Genomic DNA, 14,707 nt, shown 5'->3' with positions numbered 1-14,707 from the left:
ATTTTCAACCTTTTCGCTTTGATCTTTCATACCACACAGCTCACAGAAATTCACATTAAGACTATCTCAAAACAAAAAAACGCATCCGAAGATGCGTTTTTAAGATATTAATTACAATCTTAACCAGCTTGATCAAGCAACATGCTACGGATATGACCGATCGCTTTAGTTGGATTCAAGCCTTTAGGACAGACTGATACGCAGTTCATGATGCCCTTACAACGGAACAAGCTGAATGGATCATCAAGACGTGACAAACGATCTTGAGTCGCTGTATCACGAGAGTCAATGATAAAGCGGTACGCATTCAACAGTGCAGAAGGACCTAAGAACTTGTCTGGGTTCCACCAGAACGATGGGCAAGCTGTTGAACAACAAGCACAAAGAATACATTCATATAGACCATCAAGATGCTCACGATCTGCTTGAGATTGTAGACGCTCTTTCGGTGGTGCAGGCTGATCATTGATCAAGAATGGCTGAATTTTGTTGTATTGATCGTAGAACTGATTCATATCCACAACAAGATCTTTGATCACTGGCAAACCTGGCAATGGACGAATCGTGATCTCATTTGGTAGATCATTCAAGTTCCAAAGACAAGCCAAACCATTTTTACCATTGATATTGACACCATCAGAACCACAAATCCCTTCACGGCATGAACGGCGGAAAGTCAAAGTTTCATCTTGTACTTTCAGCGCCAACAAGGCGTCAAGTAACATACGGTGACTATCTAAAAGCTCAAGCTTAAAGGTTTGCATGTATGGTGCTTTATCCTTATCAGGATCATAGCGGTAGATATGAAATGTACGTGTACCTCTACTCATCTGAATTCTCCCAATTAGAATGTACGTGGCTTAGGTTCAATCGCTTCAACCGACAACGGGCTAAAGCGAACTGGCTTGTACTCTAGACGATTGTCAGACGAATACCATAAAGTATGCTTCATCCACTCATCATCACGACGACCATAAGAATAGTCTGGGTGATCAGCAGGAAGTTCATAGTCAACAACTGTATGCGCACCACGGCATTCTTTACGAGCAGCTGCAGAGATCAAAGTCGCTTTCGCCACTTCATACAAGTTCTCAACCTCTAAAGCTTCGACCCGTGCCGTGTTAAATACTTTAGATTTGTCTTTCAAGTGAATATTGCGTACACGTGGTTCGATCGCAAGAATTTGCTTCACACCTTCATCAAGCAACGCTTGAGTACGGAATACACCAGCGTGATCTTGAACAATGTTACGAATCGCATCGGCAACTTCTTGTGCATTCTCACCTTCAGTTGACTCATCTAGCTTACGTACACGTGCCAAAGTTTGTTCTAAAACATCGTTAGGTAATGGCGTATACTCATCACCGTGATGCTTAGTCACGTAATCAATAATGGTTTCACCCGCCGCTTTACCAAATACCACAAGATCAAGCAATGAGTTGGTACCTAGACGGTTTGCTCCATGTACAGATACGCATGAACACTCACCGATCGCATAAAGACCTTTTACAGGTTTCACGTAGTCACGTGTACCTTTGTAAGTATATTCTTTGGTTTCTTTATTATAGTGTGCAGAGAATTCACCCTCTTCAACACCATGAGGCACAACCACTTGACCGTGTTTATTGGTCGGAATACCACCCATTTGATAGTGAATAGTTGGTACAACAGGGATTGGTTCTTTAGTACAGTCTACGTTTGCGAATTTTTTACCAATCTCAAATACAGATGGTAGACGCTTCATGATGGTATCTGCACCCAAGTGTGTCAAATCAAGCAAGATGTAGTCTTTATTTGGACCACAACCACGACCTTCTTTGATCTCTTGGTCCATAGAACGTGATACGAAGTCACGTGGCGCCAAGTCTTTCAGTGTCGGTGCATAACGCTCCATGAATGGCTCACCAGAGTCATTACGAAGTACACCACCCTCACCACGACAACCTTCAGTCAACAGTACGCCAGCGCCTGCTACACCTGTCGGATGGAACTGCCAGAATTCCATATCTTGCAATGGAATACCTGCACGAGCAGCCATACCTAGACCATCACCCGTATTAATATAGGCATTGGTAGATGCACGGTATACACGACCTGCACCACCAGTTGCAAACAATGTTGCTTTGGCTTGGAATACCGCAATATTACCAGTTTCTTGATCGTACGCAGTCACACCAAGTACATCACCATCTTCATTACGGATCAAATCCAATGCGATCCATTCAACGAAGAACTGTGTACCCATTTTCACATTGCTTTGATATAGCGTATGAAGTAGTGCGTGACCTGTACGGTCAGCTGCAGCACATGCACGTGGTACAGCTTTTTCACCATAGTTTGCAGAGTGACCACCGAATGGACGTTGATAAATCGTACCATCTTCATTACGGTCAAAAGGCATACCAAGATGCTCTAACTCATACACAACATGCGGTGCTTCACGACACATAAACTCGATCGCATCTTGGTCACCTAACCAGTCAGAACCTTTGACCGTGTCATAGAAGTGATAGTGCCAATTATCTTCTTGCATATTACCAAGAGATGCACCGATACCACCCTGAGCGGCAACTGTATGTGAACGTGTTGGGAAAACTTTGGTCAAAACGGCAACTTTCAAACCTGCTTGAGCAAGCTGATAAGAAGCACGCATACCAGAACCACCACCACCAACGATGACTGCATCGAAAGATAGTGTTTGAATATTTGAATAATCTATTTTAGGGGTATTTGCGCCCATGATCTCTTCCTATCAATTCGCCCAGAAAATCTGGATACCCCAGATCGCATATACAAATACTGCAATAATCACTGCAGACGTTAATACGAGGCGTAAACCTGATGCAGATGGACCCATTTGACGAGTCGTGACATAGTCCGTAAAAACCTGCCACATCCCGATCCAAGCATGTGCAACCAATACCAAAATCGACAATAAAGATAAAATCTTCATCGGCAATGTCATCATAAATCCAGACCATTGCTCATAGCTAAATCCGCCATTGCAGAGAATCCAACCAAACATCACAACCGTATAGATTGCCAAAATCACGGCACTCACACGTTGGATAAACCAATCTCGAGAGCCTGAGCCTGTTAAACCTGTAGCACTTTTCATATTAGATCACAATCCATACAAATGCTGCGAGAATTCCAATCACAGACAAAATTAAAGCGATTGTCGCTGCAATACGACCACTTTTTAGCTCTTCAGCCACGCCAAGATCGGCAAGCAAATGCTTAACGCCAGCGATAAAGTGAAAAATTAGACCTGCAGCAAACACCCATACAATCAAACGTACAAAGATGTTGCCGAACACAACATTCTTCACGTAGTCAAATCCTTCTGGGGATGAAAGTGATTTATCCAAGATCCAAAGTAGAACTGGTACCAGTAAAAATACGATGACACCTGATAGACGGTGTAAAATTGATGCAATAGCCACGGGTGATTTTAAGTTTACAGCTAAAACTTGACCCATGGACAAATTGACAGGTCTGTTGCTTTTCACAGCGGGCATCCTGTAAGTAAACACCCCAAATTAATAATTCAATTATAAAAGTGGAGTTAGTTGAAGTAATTCCAAAGGAAAGCTGGCATTTTTAAGGCAAAGCTTGCCACATCTAAACGACAGGGAATTATAGAACGCAGGACATAAAAATACAAACGAACAAACGAAAAACTTGTTTAAAATTACCGTATTGAGAATTATTTTCATTATTATAAATTGCATTAAATTCCACATTTTATGGCTAAATTCGCACATTTCAAAATACATATACCCTAGACAAAAGTTGAATGTTTTAATGTGCTACTTTTTCGGTATAAACTTGTTTGTTTTATGCTTTTATATTGATCAGTAGCTTTTGATCAGGATAAATCTCCTTACAATTGTTTGAATCAATTCTTGGCATTTTGCAGTAAGCTTGCCTACTGCAAATGTACAAACAGCACCCAAAAAGTAAGCAAGCGAAGTGACTAATCTGTTCAAGTACGCTCTTATTTGTGTTTTTTTTAGACAAAACAACCGTTTTTGAGATGAAATTGTCATATTTTCTATGTATTGAGAATTGACAAAATGTGAACACTCACTAAGCTTATACTGTTTTTTGCAACAGTCTGATTGACTTTGTATAACAACGCACATTTCGGATCAGATTTTATACTTTCACCAGGACAGGAGAGATTTTGAATGTCTGAAACTACTGGCAAAAAAGCCATATTAGAGCTTGATGGCAAAAAAATTGAACTTCCAATTTACAGCGGTACATTAGGTCCCGATGTCATTGATGTAAGCGGTATTTTGAAAGAAGGTCATTTCACTTTTGATCCTGGTTTCATGGCAACTTCAGCCTGCGAATCTAAAATTACATACATTGATGGTGACAAAGGTGTTCTCCTACACCGTGGTTACCCAATTGACCAATTGGCAACTAAAGCTGATTACCTAGATACTTGCTATCTATTGCTTAATGGTGAACTCCCAACTGCTGAGCAAAAGCAATCTTTTGAAAAGAAAATCCGTAACCACACGATGGTTCACGACCAAGTTAGCCGTTTCTTCAACGGTTTCCGTCGTGATGCACATCCGATGGCGATTATGGTGGGTGTTGTTGGTGCGCTTTCTGCGTTCTATCACAACAGCTTGGATATCGAAAATATCGACCACCGTGATATTACAGCGGTACGTCTTGTTGCTAAAATTCCAACTTTGGCAGCGTGGAGCTACAAATATACGATTGGTCAACCATTTGTTTATCCAAACAATGACTTGAACTATGCCGAGAACTTCCTATATATGATGTTCTCTACCCCTGCTGACAAAGACTACAAAGTCAATCCTGTGCTTGCAAAAGCAATGGATCGTATCTTTACTTTGCATGCAGACCATGAGCAAAACGCGTCAACTTCGACTGTACGTCTAGCTGGTTCGACTGGTGCAAACCCATATGCGTGTATCGCTTCTGGTATTGCTGCACTTTGGGGACCTGCGCACGGTGGTGCAAACGAAGCTGTTCTTCGTATGCTTGATGAAATCGGCACAAAAGACAATGTTGCTGAGTTCATGGAAAAAGTGAAACGCAAAGAAGTGAAATTGATGGGCTTCGGTCACCGTGTTTACAAAAACTTTGACCCACGTGCTAAAGTCATGAAACAAACATGTGACGAAGTACTTGAAGCGCTTGGCATCAATGATCCACAGCTTGAATTGGCGATGGAACTTGAGCGCATTGCACTCAACGATCCGTACTTCGTAGAACGTAAACTTTATCCAAACGTTGACTTCTACTCAGGTATCATCTTGAAAGCAATCGGTATTCCAACAGAAATGTTCACCGTAATCTTTGCACTTGCACGTACAGTTGGTTGGATCAGCCACTGGTTAGAAATGCACTCTGCACCATACAAGATCGGTCGTCCACGTCAGTTGTACACTGGTCCTGCTCAGCGTGACATCTAAGTTATAGCTGTACAGTGAAATAAAAAAAGCGTCCAATAAGGGCGCCTTTTTTATGCTCAAATCTCATTCAAGATGATTTTTGGAGCTTCTTTAGTTTTTATTTTTTCGAATTAATGTTTAAAGAGTTGGGTAAAAAAGGGATACATTGTCGAAGTGACTCGCACTCCTCACCTCTGTTTATCCGTATAAAATAATCCTGCACCATCTGCGCTTGTTGCTCAATACCATAGTTGAGAAAGGACTTACCAAGCTTGATCACATATTGATAGCGACGATCGAATAGTGCTTTTTTGATGACAGAAATGCCCTGTTGCACTTGCCATACATGCGTCAGCTCATGAATCAACCAAGATTGCAGCTCAAGACTTTCCTTTGAAAAATCCGCTTTCCAGTCCTGTCGATTAAAATAAATATGACCATTTGGACTGATCGCATAATGTGGCATCACCAAACGATGCACAACGATCTCCACCTTCGCATAATCTATATGATTGGCAAAAATCGTTTTGGCAAAATCAATTTCACCAGAAGTAAGCTGTCGTCGCTTACTCACAAACCACTGACTGAGCATTGTTGACATCGTAAAATTGTATTCCACTTAAGTTTTGCTATTTTTTCGAAATGATAGTTGGTTTAAACAAAAAACCACCTAAAACACTAGGATTTAAAGTGAATTTTCTCATACAATAGCATGGATTTTAATGATTAAACTGTACACTGTTTGCGTATCCATTTTACTTAGATATGCTTAGTACCATGTTTTATTTTTTTGCTAAGGTGGTTTTAGGACAATACAAGATAAGAAAATTTGTCCAAACCACAAATAATCATCCTGAAAGATAGGAAACTTTTTAGAATGCGTAATTTTAAAATTGCTCTCGCCCAGTTCTCTCCACTGGTCGGTGATATTCAGCAAAACGCTGAAAACATGTTGCAACAAGCACATCAAGCTGCCGAGAAAGGTGCAAATATCATTGTTTTCCCTGAACTTGCATTGATCGGCTACCCGCCTGAAGATTTATTACTGCGCCCTAGTCTAACAGGACGTATCGAACAAGGTCTAAAGCATCTTGCTCAGGCGAAGAATATTTTGATCGTTGTTGGCTATGTGCATGTTGATGAAGAAGGTAAGCGCTACAACGCTGCGGCATTGCTCCATAATGGTCTAATCATCGGTCGCTATCACAAACAGAATTTGCCGAACTATAGCGTATTTGATGAACAACGCTATTTTGAAATCGGTCATCAATATCTGATCTTTGAACATCAAGGTCACAAATTCGGCGTTCTCATCTGCGAAGATATTTGGGTTGAGAAAAACACCAAGCAACTCAAATCACTCGGTGCTGAAACGATCTTGGTACTCAATGCTTCACCATATGAGGCAAGCAAACCTCAACAACGTCAACAATTGGTCAGCAAACTTGCTGCCGAAAATGATCTACGCATCGTCTATGTCAACCAAGTCGGTGGGCAGGATGATTTGATTTTTGATGGCGCATCAACAGTCATTAATCAAAATGGTGATGTGGCGGCACGTGCCAAACTCACAGAATCCGATTTGCTCATAGTTGACTTTGACGCTGAAAAAAAACAATATCTACAGCAAAAGTTTGAACCTGCATTAGATACCATTCCTGAGATTTATCAACTTTTGGTCATGGCTGTTCGTGATTATGTCAATAATTCAGGCTTTCCAGGTGTGGTGCTTGGGCTATCTGGCGGTATTGATTCAGCATTGACTTTGGCAATCGCTGTGGATGCCCTAGGTGCAGATCGTGTACAAGCAGTGATGATGCCGTATACCTATACTGCTCAGATGAGTGTTGAAGATGCAGCCGAGCAAGCACAGCGTCTAGGAATTACCTTTGGCATCGCAGAGATTAACCCGATTGTGAATGGCTTTATGCAGACGCTTTATCCATTCTTCGGCGACAGCCCAATGGATACCACAGAAGAAAACCTACAAGCTCGCTCACGTGGTACTTTACTGATGGCATTGTCAAACAAATTTGGTAATCTCGTCCTTGCAACAGGCAATAAGTCTGAACTCGCAGTTGGCTACTGCACATTGTATGGCGATATGGTCGGTGGCTTTGCCCCGCTCAAAGACGTCTATAAGACGATTGTTTTTGAATTGGCAAAACACCGTAATTCGATCGCCAAAACACCTGTGATTCCTGAGCGTGTCATCACTCGTCCGCCGTCGGCTGAGCTTCGACCAGATCAGAAAGATCAAGACTCGTTGCCTGCTTATGATGTTTTAGATTCGATTTTGTATATGTACATCGAAGAAGATTTGAGTCAAGATAGCATCGTGGGTAAAGGCTTTGACGCAGACGTGGTGAGTAAAGTCATTAAACTTGTAGATCGAAACGAATACAAACGTCGTCAAGGTGCAATTGGACCACGTATCAGCTCTCGTGCATTTGGTCGGGAGCGTCGCTACCCGATTGTCAATGGATGGAAAGCAGGTGTCTGAAGCACAGCAAATCGCAGATCAACTCTATCGCTTGCAAAAGCAATATTTCAAAGACATGTTGTTGGGTGAAAATGCCCAACAAATGCAACGAGAACGTATTGCTTATTTTTTTCAGACCAGTGACACCGTTACGCTCAATCAAATCATTGACGTTGAGCAACTGGTCGGTGTCGTACAAAGCCAAGTCTATAAAATCAATTTTAAACCTGCTCTTCTCACTGTAATCGGTGAGATTGCGCAGAACATCCATATTAAGCTCAATGAAACCACTGCACCTTTGGCTGATTTCGCCAGTGACCAACAAATAGAGCATTGGATTCGCAAGATATTAGAACTTGATGAAGTATTTGATTACATCAGAACTCAGATCGAACATACCCCTCAAATCCGAAGCCTGTGCGCTTACTGGATTAATCAAAATATCGAGCACTTTAGTCCTAAAAATCTACATCAAGTGTCTGAAAAAACACTAGATCGACTGCCTGTTTCATTACAGCGTTTTTTCCATACACAAGCACAGAAGCTCGAAGAGCAAATCGAAATCAGAGCCGCTCAACTTTTTCAGCAACAGCTTTTATTTTTATTTCATTTAGAAAAAGAAGAATATCTCACACTGGGTATGAGCCTATGGGAAAGTATTAAATACAAATCTGTTGCCGAATTTAGCAATATGGCGTCGCCACTAGATAGTGAAGAGTTATTTATTCTAAGTTATGAGTTTTGGAAGGATTTTCGTCATAACGATACTTTTCAGCAGATCATCAATGAAGGCATTCATTACTTCTACGACACATTCGCAGAAGAAACAATTTATGAGTTGTTCCTTGCTACTGGCTTGAAAATAGAAGACATACAACTTGAAGCAGAACGCTTTGCACCAAGTATTTTGAAGCGTTTAGATGAGTTAAATCTGTTAGATGCTTTTATTGATCAAATGATTCAACCTTTTTTCCAAGCTGAACAGACGATTAATGAAATCAATCAGGTTTTAAACAACAAATCCTAAAAGCAAATCACTGAGCACTAAATTCGTCTGCAAAATAACCTCAAACGATCTTATAAAATTTTAAGCAAAAAAAAAGGTCATACATGGGAGTATGACCTATAAAAATGGTGGCTATGACGAGACTTGAACTTGTGACCCCCGCATTATGAGTGCGGTGCTCTAACCAACTGAGCTACATAGCCGTAAACTGTGGGCGCATTATTATATTTTCAAAGCACTTCGTCAAGACTCTAAATAACTAAATGCTTAATCTATAGTCGAAACCGTCTTAAATATTTTTTCAACGACTTCCCTCACCGCTTGCTTTGCTCCAGAACGCTTTAAATTACCATGCGCAGCGATCAACGCATCAAAATCAAGCTGAAGTAACTTTTGGAAATCTCCGTGCAATGAACGACTTTTGGGTGTGACCCGTTTTAGCCAAAAAGGGCCAATATTCATGCCTTGCTTAAACACCAATGAAAATGTTTTACGTGCTAAAAATGAGAATAAGTGCTGATCACTATAATATTGCACACTATCCGTAGTGATTAAAAGTTGATGTGCTTTGAGCAGTAGTGCAGCTTCTGGATAACGTGCCGACTCAAATATAAAAAATTCAGAATTAGGCAATGGACTTGGCGTTTCTGTTTCGATCAAATGTGTGATTTGAGGTGTTTTATAAGTCGATTGCCCCGCTTGCGCCCAAAATTCACATTGATAACGATCCACATAAAACGCATCATCTATGCCATGAAAGTCGCCCAATCGTATCACTCGCACAACTCGCCCTAGCGCATCAAGTTGTGATAAACCATGCGAATCAAGTCGTACAGGATTGATCAAGGTCAGCTCATTCTCAACTGAAATAATGATCATATTTCGATTGATTTGCATCAAAGGCATTAACTGTGCACTGCCACGTACCCAAAATACGCCATCATATAGTTTGCAAATATTGTCATGTATTGAAGCAATCGGGTGCATTATGGTGCTCCTTAAAAATTATGTTTGTTTTAAAAATTATTTCCCTTGAAGCATTATTTTATCATCGTCCAAGATATGTCATACTCAAAACGTCATATCATGAAGCAGGGATCAATTGACATGAATAAATTAGCATATCTTTTCACATTTATCAGCCCTGTACTCTTTTTTGGCTGTCAGACCACAGCGCAACAATTCAATGGCAAATCAGGCTACGAAATCATTTCTCAAAGCAAACAAACCACAACCCTCAAATACACACTCTCCGCGAATGCTGACCAAGCAAAAATTCAAGCCAAACTTCAAAGCGCATGCCAAAAAGTGCTTGGTTCTGATAAAACGTATATGATCAATATTTTGGGAAGTAGCGAGGTCAACACACAAGTGACCAATACAAGTGCTCAAGGCGTGGATATCGGTCAAACGCGTGCAACATTTGGATTATCTAATACGCCAAGTCTATCAGGCACTGATGAGTATGCTTCTCGTCAAGGGTTGGAAACTCAACCAAGAACGCTTAACGTCATTCTTTATACTTGTAGTGCTTAAAAGCCAAAACAGAAAAAATACCATTAATACATGAAAAAAGACGCTATTGATAAAATTTATAGCGTCTTATAAAAACTGACATTGCGAAACTCTTTGGCTTCATCAAGGTCTGGCCAAGTCGTCGCACTTCGTTCATCAATTTTTATGTAGTTTGGATGGCTAAAATTTTTCACTCGACTATCTGCAACCCACACTTTTGGTGCAAATTTTAGAAATTCATCGAGAAAGAAGCGATTGCATTGGTCGTATAAAACATCTGCGGCTAAAAGTACATCGACCTGTTCGGCTTGATACAAATCATCTAAATATTCTAATTTAACTTGATTCAGTTTGGCATTCTCACGACATGAATCAAGACTGACCAAATCAATATCACAACAAATCACTCGCTTCGCACCTGCTAGCTTAGCAGCAATCGCCACTACACCTGAGCCTGCACCAAAGTCCAAAACCACTTTATCTTTGACATGATGTGGCTCTGCTAACAGCCACTGCGCCATCGCCAAACCTGACGCCCAGCAGAAAATCCAGTACGGCGTTTCATTCCAAATCTTGCGGATGACTTCATCATCTAAGCGATCATTAGAAAATACAGGCGGGATCAACCACAACTGGATTGGCGTATCAGGTAAATATTGTGCGGTTAACTCACAATTTGGAATGACTTGATGGAGTGCATCCAACAGTTGCTGTGGTGCGCTCAGATGAGTAATCGTCTTCACTAATTAGCCAAATGCTTTTTCAGCAGCTTCTACTGTTTGGCGAATTAATGTAGTAATGGTCATTGGCCCAACACCACCTGGTACAGGTGTATACGCAGAAGCAACTGCTTCAATGCCTTGTAATTCGATATCACCAACGCCACCACCGTCACGTGGATGGAAACCTGCATCAACAACGACTGCATCTTGTTTTATCCAGTCTTTCTGAATCAGCTCTGCTTTACCCACTGCGCCGACGACGATATCAGCTTGCTTCACTAGCTCAGCAAGGTTTTGCGTACGTGAATGGCAAATCGTCACTGTCGCATTGGCTTGAAGCAACATCATTGCCATTGGTTTACCCAAGATCGCCGAACGACCAACAACTACTGCATGTTTACCAGCGATTTCGATGCCATATTCTTTTAAAATCGTCATGATGCCTTGTGGCGTTGCAGAACCATACGCAGGCTCACCCATCGCCATACGACCGAAGCCAAGACAAGTTACGCCATCAACATCTTTTTCAAGGCTGATTGCATCAAAGCACGCACGTTCGTCAATTTGCTCAGGTACTGGATGCTGTAGCAAAATACCGTGTACATCAGGATTGGCATTAAGTTTTTCAATTTCTGCTAAAAGCTGTTCAGTGGTGGTGTTTTGTGGCAATTCGATTTTTAAAGAATCCATACCCACACGACGACAAGCATTACCTTTCATGCGTACATACGTTGCCGATGCACCATCATCGCCAACTAAGATGGTCGCTAAAATTGGTGTACGACCAGTTTCGGTTTTTAATGCCTCTACACGAGTCAATAAATCTGCTTCAATTTTATTTGCTAACGCACGACCATCCAATACCAATGCCACAGCCTGTCTCCACGATTCAACAAAAATTTTAATGAGCAAATCATACATGAAAAACTTTCTAAAATGCGCTTAGATGTTGTTTTTCTGTGCATATTCTCAGCCGATAGTATTGTTTTTTTCTCAAAGGTTGCTAATATGAGCTTCACCAATAAGGCGGGGTGGCAGAGTGGTCATGCAGCGGACTGCAACTCCGTGTACGCCGGTTCGATTCCGACCTCCGCCTCCAAAATTGGTCAGTCTAAGCATAAAGACATTAAATAAATTGCTAACATTAGAATGTACGCCCGGGTGGTGAAATAGGTAGACACAGGGGATTTAAAATCCCCCGCCCTCAAAGCGTGCCGGTTCGAGTCCGGCCCCGGGCACCATTTTATGGTGACATCAGATTTAAAAAATAAAGTTTGATGTAAAATGACTAGCTTAACGGCTAGTTTTTTATGCCTGAAATTTATTATTATCTTTTAAATCGCTGTAATTTATAGCAATTTTAATAAAAAATCAGCCAAACGAATTTGACTGAAATCAATAATTCAAAGACCTTGCAGTTAGTGCAATTTTGCACGGATACGAGGTAGCCGAGTGATGAAGTACATCGCATACTTCAAGCAAGCTTAACAAAGCAGCAGCGCAAAAGTGTGTTGATTGTTATGCAACCTGTGCAGAATCAGTTTTTAAATTCAAATCTACATCTAAAGTCAACTGATGTGCACGACTGCTATCCACCGAATACTCTTTATCTTTAATGGTATCAACAAAGATCCAATTGGCTTGCATTTGCGCATGATCAAATGTCACGGTCAGATAACCACGCTGATTCAGATTGGTATATGCCAACTCATCAATCAAGGTAGTAAATGCCATTTCAAACTGTTGCAACTGTGCCTGCGGAATATTTAAATATTTTTCCATTCCCGGTGACGATACCGAACTGGTTGCAAGCTCCACACCCACATAGCTGGATGGTTGTGACTGCATCGCTTGACTATATAGATAACTGCTCCACGCATTATGCGTATCACCTGCCAACACCACGACTTTTTTATTTAATTGCATCAACGTCGCATACAGCACTTCACGTTCATAATAATAACCATCCCACGCATCAAGATTGTACGGCGCAACGGTATTGACCCGAGCCTTCTCTTGTACTGTTACGCTTGGATCGCCTTGTACGATTCGCATTTTGATCGTGACCAATTCGTTAATTTGCGTATTCATTGCAGACAAGGTTTCTGCGGTAACATTACCACTGGTAATTGCACTTAATGACATCAGCAATTCAGCAGGGATCAACATCTTCGCCATCAAAACTTGCTGCCCTAACACGTTCCATGTTGCCGTTGAAGTTGCTAATTGTTGTTGTAGCCAGCCACGTTGGGTATGCCCGAGCAAAGTGCGATCTTGCGCTGTTAAATCCGCTTGGAACTTGGCAAACTCCACACCCGATGCAGTAATATAATCGGCATAATCCAGTTGCGCATCACGTGCCAAAATACGTGTATCGAGCATATTGAGCTGTACCAGCTCACCAAAATTAAACTGACGATATATATTTAAGTGATCATCTTCGGAGATCGGACGAATTGGCATCCATTCAAAATAGGCTTGTAGTGCGGCAAGCTTACGCTCGAAAAAGTCACCTTCATTTTCTTGGTGATTTTCTGCACCTTCACGCCATGTATCATTGGTTAATTCATGATCATCCCACACCACGATAAATGGATGACGTGCATGCACTGCTTGCAAATCTTCATCGCCACGATATAGCGCATAACGCTTACGATAGTCGTCTAATTTGACGATTTCTGTATTATTATCTTCTGCGAGTGTACGACCAAGAGCCACCGCATCTTCTGTTGCATAGCCATCTGCGCCATATTCATAAATATAATCGCCAAGATGAATCACCACATCAACATCTTGCTTTGCCATCTCGGCATAGACATGAAAATAACCTGCTGGATAGTTTGAGCATGAACACACAGCAAAGCTAACTTGATCCGTTTGTGTCGCTAAGGTCTTGGTTTGACCTATTGGTGAAATCGCTGAACCGCATAAAAACCGGTAAAAATAACTTTCACCTGCATCCAAACCAGTTGCATCCACCTTCACTGTAAAATCCACTGCGATACTGGTTTCGACTTTGCCTGTGGCGATGATTTGGGAAAAATCTTCATCACGAGCAACTTCCCAAGTCACATTTAGACGCAGTGCTAAATCTTCAGGACTAATACGCGTCCATAAAATCACTCGATCTTGTAATGGATCACCACTGGCAACGCCATGTAAAAACTCAACTTTTGGTGCATTTTCGGAATTATTATCATCGTCATTACAACCCACTAAACTGCTGGCAATGGATAAAGCCCCAAAGCCCATTAAACTTTTCTGAATCAAAGCACGGCGTGTCACTAGATTTGGCATAGATTTCTCATCATTCGATATAGATAAATTAAATAGGAAAAATCTAAACCACCAACATGAAGCTTTGATCGCAAAATGATGAAGATATGATGACAACACAAAGACTCTAATCTATCTAAAGGTTGAATAGCCACCAAAATTCTAGACACACATAACCATCTTTTGATGGCCTTTTCATAATCTAATGGAGAACGTTGACCATTGGAACCATGTCTACGTTTTGAATTGTAGAACATCTCAATAT

At 41.2% G+C, this 14,707-nt stretch carries 14 protein-coding genes and 3 tRNA genes; 6 read left to right on the top strand and 11 right to left on the bottom strand.

The window, feature by feature from the left end; genetic code table 11:
• Positions 1 to 119: 119 nt before the first annotated feature.
• The 4 genes from MKI79_RS09830 to sdhC are packed head-to-tail and all read right to left on the bottom strand — an operon-like array spanning position 120 to position 3,521.
• Positions 120 to 830: a succinate dehydrogenase iron-sulfur subunit gene (locus MKI79_RS09830; RefSeq protein ID WP_241572797.1), complete on the bottom strand. Its 711-nt coding sequence runs from the start codon at positions 828 to 830 to the stop codon at positions 120 to 122.
• A gap of 14 nt (positions 831 to 844) precedes the next feature.
• The gene (gene sdhA / locus MKI79_RS09825; RefSeq protein WP_241572793.1) at positions 845 to 2,740 is read right to left on the bottom strand and encodes a succinate dehydrogenase flavoprotein subunit; all 1,896 of its coding nucleotides are present in this window, start codon (positions 2,738 to 2,740) and stop codon (positions 845 to 847) included.
• A gap of 12 nt (positions 2,741 to 2,752) precedes the next feature.
• A complete protein-coding gene (gene sdhD, locus MKI79_RS09820; RefSeq protein ID WP_241572778.1) occupies positions 2,753 to 3,118 on the bottom strand; it encodes a succinate dehydrogenase, hydrophobic membrane anchor protein in 366 nt (121 codons plus the stop codon).
• A gap of 1 nt (position 3,119) precedes the next feature.
• Positions 3,120 to 3,521: a succinate dehydrogenase, cytochrome b556 subunit gene (gene sdhC / locus MKI79_RS09815; RefSeq protein WP_241572776.1), complete on the bottom strand. Its 402-nt coding sequence runs from the start codon at positions 3,519 to 3,521 to the stop codon at positions 3,120 to 3,122.
• A gap of 672 nt (positions 3,522 to 4,193) precedes the next feature.
• Between sdhC and gltA the strand changes: the two genes are divergently transcribed.
• Positions 4,194 to 5,462, top strand: a complete 1,269-nt coding sequence (gene gltA / locus MKI79_RS09810; RefSeq protein WP_241572773.1) for a citrate synthase — start codon at positions 4,194 to 4,196, stop codon at positions 5,460 to 5,462.
• Positions 5,463 to 5,559: 97 nt separating this feature from the next.
• Here gltA and MKI79_RS09805 read toward each other — a convergent pair whose 3' ends face one another.
• Positions 5,560 to 6,033 carry a type IV secretion protein Rhs gene (locus MKI79_RS09805; protein ID WP_241572892.1) on the bottom strand — a complete coding sequence of 158 codons (474 nt, stop codon included), beginning with the start codon at positions 6,031 to 6,033 and terminating at the stop codon, positions 5,560 to 5,562.
• A gap of 285 nt (positions 6,034 to 6,318) precedes the next feature.
• Between MKI79_RS09805 and MKI79_RS09800 the strand changes: the two genes are divergently transcribed.
• Together MKI79_RS09800 and MKI79_RS09795 are read left to right on the top strand one after the other, a co-directional pair.
• Positions 6,319 to 7,944, top strand: coding sequence for an NAD+ synthase (locus MKI79_RS09800; protein WP_241572770.1), 1,626 nt, complete (start codon positions 6,319 to 6,321; stop codon positions 7,942 to 7,944).
• Positions 7,937 to 8,950, top strand: a complete 1,014-nt coding sequence (locus tag MKI79_RS09795; RefSeq protein WP_241572767.1) for a hypothetical protein — start codon at positions 7,937 to 7,939, stop codon at positions 8,948 to 8,950. The genes MKI79_RS09800 and MKI79_RS09795 overlap by 8 nt, the downstream gene beginning before the upstream one ends.
• A gap of 105 nt (positions 8,951 to 9,055) precedes the next feature.
• On the opposite strand, the gene MKI79_RS09790 is transcribed toward MKI79_RS09795, so the two are convergent.
• Both MKI79_RS09790 and MKI79_RS09785 read right to left on the bottom strand, forming a co-directional pair.
• Positions 9,056 to 9,132, bottom strand: a tRNA-Met gene (locus tag MKI79_RS09790).
• A gap of 64 nt (positions 9,133 to 9,196) precedes the next feature.
• Positions 9,197 to 9,916: a hypothetical protein gene (locus tag MKI79_RS09785; RefSeq protein WP_241572765.1), complete on the bottom strand. Its 720-nt coding sequence runs from the start codon at positions 9,914 to 9,916 to the stop codon at positions 9,197 to 9,199.
• A gap of 120 nt (positions 9,917 to 10,036) precedes the next feature.
• Here MKI79_RS09785 and MKI79_RS09780 point away from each other — a divergent pair, with 120 nt between their 5' ends.
• On the top strand, positions 10,037 to 10,465 hold the full coding sequence (locus MKI79_RS09780; RefSeq protein WP_241572762.1) for a hypothetical protein: 429 nt from the start codon (positions 10,037 to 10,039) through the stop codon (positions 10,463 to 10,465).
• A gap of 56 nt (positions 10,466 to 10,521) precedes the next feature.
• Here the strand turns inward: MKI79_RS09780 and MKI79_RS09775 are convergent, their stop codons facing one another.
• The gene (locus MKI79_RS09775) at positions 10,522 to 11,187 is read right to left on the bottom strand and encodes a class I SAM-dependent methyltransferase (protein WP_241572759.1); all 666 of its coding nucleotides are present in this window, start codon (positions 11,185 to 11,187) and stop codon (positions 10,522 to 10,524) included.
• A 3-nt stretch (positions 11,188 to 11,190) separates the two neighbouring features.
• Complete coding sequence (gene folD, locus MKI79_RS09770; protein WP_241572890.1) at positions 11,191 to 12,039, bottom strand: bifunctional methylenetetrahydrofolate dehydrogenase/methenyltetrahydrofolate cyclohydrolase FolD; 849 nt, start codon at positions 12,037 to 12,039, stop codon at positions 11,191 to 11,193.
• A 152-nt stretch (positions 12,040 to 12,191) separates the two neighbouring features.
• Here folD and MKI79_RS09765 point away from each other — a divergent pair.
• Together MKI79_RS09765 and MKI79_RS09760 are read left to right on the top strand one after the other, a co-directional pair.
• Positions 12,192 to 12,265 (top strand) — tRNA-Cys (locus tag MKI79_RS09765).
• A gap of 56 nt (positions 12,266 to 12,321) precedes the next feature.
• Positions 12,322 to 12,407 (top strand) — tRNA-Leu (locus MKI79_RS09760).
• 277 nt (positions 12,408 to 12,684) lie between these two features.
• On the opposite strand, the gene MKI79_RS09755 is transcribed toward MKI79_RS09760, so the two are convergent.
• Both MKI79_RS09755 and MKI79_RS09750 read right to left on the bottom strand, forming a co-directional pair.
• The gene (locus MKI79_RS09755; protein WP_241572756.1) at positions 12,685 to 14,463 is read right to left on the bottom strand and encodes an alkaline phosphatase D family protein; all 1,779 of its coding nucleotides are present in this window, start codon (positions 14,461 to 14,463) and stop codon (positions 12,685 to 12,687) included.
• Positions 14,451 to 14,707: hypothetical protein (locus MKI79_RS09750; RefSeq protein ID WP_241572753.1), on the bottom strand; the 257-nt coding region annotated here is incomplete at its 5' end. The genes MKI79_RS09750 and MKI79_RS09755, both read right to left, overlap by 13 nt.

Origin of the sequence: Acinetobacter sedimenti, from assembly GCF_022601685.1 — a bacterium.
GTDB classification, from domain to species: Bacteria; Pseudomonadota; Gammaproteobacteria; order Pseudomonadales; family Moraxellaceae; genus Acinetobacter; species Acinetobacter sedimenti.
The sequence above is the reverse complement of the archived record's forward strand: the minus strand, read 5'-3'. Positions and strand labels throughout refer to the sequence as shown.

Bases quoted from the DNA above. Each gene is read 5' to 3' on its own strand.
- MKI79_RS09785 (WP_241572765.1), bottom strand. From the start codon at position 9,916: ATGCACCCGATTGCTTCAATACATGACAATATTTGCAAACTATATGAT.
- gltA (WP_241572773.1), top strand. From the start codon at position 4,194: ATGTCTGAAACTACTGGCAAAAAAGCCATATTAGAGCTTGATGGCAAA.
- MKI79_RS09800 (WP_241572770.1), top strand. From the start codon at position 6,319: ATGCGTAATTTTAAAATTGCTCTCGCCCAGTTCTCTCCACTGGTCGGT.
- MKI79_RS09830 (WP_241572797.1), bottom strand. From the start codon at position 830: ATGAGTAGAGGTACACGTACATTTCATATCTACCGCTATGATCCTGAT.
- sdhA (WP_241572793.1), bottom strand. From the start codon at position 2,740: ATGGGCGCAAATACCCCTAAAATAGATTATTCAAATATTCAAACACTA.
- sdhC (WP_241572776.1), bottom strand. From the start codon at position 3,521: ATGCCCGCTGTGAAAAGCAACAGACCTGTCAATTTGTCCATGGGTCAA.
- MKI79_RS09805 (WP_241572892.1), bottom strand. From the start codon at position 6,033: ATGCTCAGTCAGTGGTTTGTGAGTAAGCGACGACAGCTTACTTCTGGT.
- sdhD (WP_241572778.1), bottom strand. From the start codon at position 3,118: ATGAAAAGTGCTACAGGTTTAACAGGCTCAGGCTCTCGAGATTGGTTT.
- MKI79_RS09755 (WP_241572756.1), bottom strand. From the start codon at position 14,463: ATGCCAAATCTAGTGACACGCCGTGCTTTGATTCAGAAAAGTTTAATG.
- MKI79_RS09780 (WP_241572762.1), top strand. From the start codon at position 10,037: ATGAATAAATTAGCATATCTTTTCACATTTATCAGCCCTGTACTCTTT.